Origin of the sequence: Mesorhizobium sp. M1E.F.Ca.ET.063.01.1.1 (assembly GCF_003998155.1) — a bacterium.
Classification (GTDB): domain Bacteria; phylum Pseudomonadota; class Alphaproteobacteria; order Rhizobiales; family Rhizobiaceae; genus Mesorhizobium.
Genome location: NZ_RZSC01000701.1, coordinates 1 through 3,045, shown reverse-complemented (window position 1 = coordinate 3,045; position 3,045 = coordinate 1). Strand labels below are relative to the sequence as shown.

Sequence of the window (3,045 nt, the reverse complement as noted above, 5' to 3'; positions counted from 1 at the left end):
GTCGAGCAACTGCTCGACCGAGGCGTAGAAGGCGTCGAGATCGGCATGCAGGATGGTGGCGGCATCCATGGCGGGCATCGCGCGCTTCCGTTCCCATCGTGCGGCGTTGCAGCATTAGCTGCATCTTTTGTAAGGGATGTTTGCCAAACAAAAAGAGAACAAAAGAGGTCTACTGTCAAGCCGCCACGCCAAACCGTGCAAACCTCCACAATCCGGCGCAACCGGAAGGTTTGTGCGGTTGCGGTGGTAATCTCTCCTTGAGGGGCAATGGCCGCGAAGCGGCCAGAGGGCTTGTCTCGCGTTGAGCGCCAACTTTCGCGCCAAATGGCGTCTCGCGACGACCCTCTGTTCTACGGCGACACCTCAAGGAGGGAGATTGGCAGTGCCATCTTATGCCGGCTTGGCGTATTGCTCGGCGCTGAGCACCTCGATGCACTGGAACGGCTGATTGCCTTCCACCCAGGCGTCGTGGCCGGGCGGAATGGTGTAGGACGTGCCGGCCTCGAAGGCCTTCTGCGTCCCGTCGTTCATGCGCACGGTGATCGTTCCGGACACGACGTAGCCGACATGCGAGACCTGGCAGCTATCGGTCTTGACCACCGGTTTCACGCATTCCGACCACTTCCAGCCCGGCTGCATGTTCAGCCGCCCGAGCGTGAAGCCCGGCAGCCGCACGATTTCGACACGTGTCTTGGCGGGCGAGCGAACCTCGTCGGGATTGTTGTGCGACTTGGATTCGAGTTTGGTGACGTTCATTGGAGCTTCGGCCATGGCATCCCCCCATATTCCATGAGTCCAAGCGGAACCTGACGCCGCGATCGTCGGCGACCGCTGTCCGATTCATACGCCTTTCAATCCGGGATTGCTAATTTAAATGCAAAGACAAGCAGTCGCGGCCCGGGAAAAAAGGCCCGCGTCTTCCGAGGAAGCGCGCGGGCCGAAGCTGGAGTAGCCTTTTAATCAACGCGTTCGCCGGCCAACTGGTTGCGCCTGCCCGCGCGGCCAGGGCGGGACCGGGAGGCGAATGGCCCGGCCCTGGGGCTGCGGTCCCTCGCGCCGGCGGGACTGAGGTCCCACCTTGCAGCGCAGAGGCCCGAATGGCGGATTTCTTGAAACAAGTGCGGCGGCAGTTCATTGGCTCGGAGGCCGTCGAAAAAAGTCCCTTCATCGGCGGCTGACGGAGCGCCCGCCATTTCCTGCGATGTGGCGGGCAGCTCCACAGCAATTCCAGGAAAAGTGCGTAGCGGTTTTCCGTCCGGAATTGCGACGAACAAACAGAGCAATTCCAGGAAAAGTGCGTAGCGGTTTTCCGTCCGGAATTGCGACGAACAAACAGAGCAATTCCAGGAAAAGTGCGTAGCGATTTTCCGTCCGGAATTGCGTACAGCAAATGGTTAGAGCAGTTGAGCGAACTACCCCAGGGAGATATCCGTGCAGCCCGGCGAGTTATCGCGAACCTATTCGTCGGCCTTCTGCTGGCAGCAGTGACCGCAGGCATCTTCCTCGTCTTCGGCAGGCCGCTCTGGCCGGAGCGACGGGCGCAGATGGTCATCCTGCTTCCGGTCGATCCGACCCGACCGGATCCGCGCGCGGCGCCTGCTTCGAGCCTTGCCTGCCGCCCCGCTTCGATCTCAGCCGCGCGCCGCGGAGACCGCCGTCCAGTTCGTGAGCTGGAACCCGATCGTGCATCCCGCCGTTGATTGCTTCGAAGGGATGGCGCTGGCGGAGGCCGTCATGGACAGTTTCGAACTCATCGATCTTCTTTGCATCGTCGACGCCTGCGCGAGCGATCGCTCGGCCGGGCGTCTTATCTCAATGTCGAAAGCCGTCGAGGAACTGCGCGTCTTGACCGGCGACTTCGTCTCGTCGGACGAGGCGGCTGCGAACGCCTTGAGCCAGGTGGCGCTGAAACGCGGTTGCGCGGTGCTCTTCGACGAACAGCCGGGCGCCGATATCGTGGGCGAGCTGTGATCTCCCCCGGAGGGGATATTGGCGCTCACTTCACCAGCTTGATCATCCTGCCGGCGTACATCTCGCGGTTGCCGAGTTCGGCCGCGCAGTCTGCCTTCACGGCCGAGGTTCCCGTCATCTGCACGATATTGCCGACCACCCGCAGGCAACTGCCTTGCGCATTCATGTCCGAATTGCCGGTATAGGTGATCGTCGCGTCGGGCGCATAGATGAAGCCGCTCACCACGGAACCCGCTCCGCCGTTCAGCGTCAGCGCCGAGGTGTTGCCGTGGTCCTGGAAGATGGTGATGCCGGCATAGGGACCGCTGGTCGGAGGCGAGAGGTTCACCTGCTCGTTGGCGTTGATGTAGAGCTGCGAGCCTTCCATCAGGAAGATCGTGACGCCCTGGCCGGTGAGGCTGCCGTTGCCGCCGGGCTTTATGGTGACGCCGCGCAGGATGTAGACGCCCGGCTCGAGTGTGATCTTTCCCGACCAGGTCTTGTCGCAATAGGTGCCGGGCGAGAGCGTGACCGTCTTGCCGTTGGGCATCGTCTGGCAGAGCCCGTAGGCGGGCGGGGTGACGTTGGCCAGCGGATCGAAGGACGCATACTGGTTTTCCTTCGGCGCGCCGCAGGAAAGGGTGGCATTGGGCGGCGTAAGCCCCGCTGTGGCGCCGACCGTCGAGACGCATCCGGCGCTGACTATGGCAGAGCCGCCCCGGTTGACGGCGTCGGCCGCGTCCGAATTGGCAGCGATCACGCAGCCGTCCATCGCGACGTTGGTCGAGCCCTGCAGGTCGACGGCGTTGTCGGCGTGTGGATCGAGCGCAAGCACGCACGCTTGCGCCCCGGGTTTGATCTCGACGGAGGCGGAGCGGATCGCCTGCCAGGCAGGCGCGCCGCTGATGAAAGCCGGGCGGCTGATGCTGGACGACAGTGAAATGGTATAGGCGCTCGGATCGCCGCTGGCAGTGACCTGGAAGGCGTCGACGCTGCCCGAATATTCCTGCGCGTCGGCGGCGCTCATGTTGGCCGCGAAGAACATCTGGCCGAGCTGCCGCATGTCGCCGGCCGACATCTGCGGCTGGTATTTCG

Annotated in this window: 4 protein-coding genes; 2 read left to right on the top strand and 2 right to left on the bottom strand. The window is 63.1% G+C overall.

Going from position 1 to position 3,045, the window contains the following annotated elements:
* Positions 1-261, top strand: a 261-nt coding sequence (locus EOA29_RS42360) for a hypothetical protein (protein ID WP_210213188.1), incomplete at its 5' end; no start/stop codon positions are given.
* A gap of 129 nt (positions 262-390) precedes the next feature.
* Here EOA29_RS42360 and EOA29_RS30855 read toward each other — a convergent pair.
* Positions 391-771, bottom strand: coding sequence for a cupin domain-containing protein (locus EOA29_RS30855; protein WP_126094650.1), 381 nt, complete (start codon positions 769-771; stop codon positions 391-393).
* An 837-nt stretch (positions 772-1,608) separates the two neighbouring features.
* Here EOA29_RS30855 and EOA29_RS30845 point away from each other — a divergent pair.
* Positions 1,609-1,971 (top strand): hypothetical protein, encoded by a 363-nt coding sequence (locus EOA29_RS30845; protein ID WP_348628925.1) that lies wholly within the window; start codon positions 1,609-1,611, stop codon positions 1,969-1,971.
* Between the two features lie 25 nt (positions 1,972-1,996).
* Here the strand turns inward: EOA29_RS30845 and EOA29_RS30840 are convergent.
* The coding region (locus tag EOA29_RS30840) for a pilus assembly protein (protein WP_127222062.1) at positions 1,997-3,045 on the bottom strand (1,049 nt) is incomplete at its 5' end.

What these genes read in the sequence shown, in the direction of transcription:
- EOA29_RS30855 (WP_126094650.1), bottom strand. Translation starts at nt 771, where the DNA reads ATGGCCGAAGCTCCAATGAACGTCACCAAACTCGAATCCAAGTCGCAC.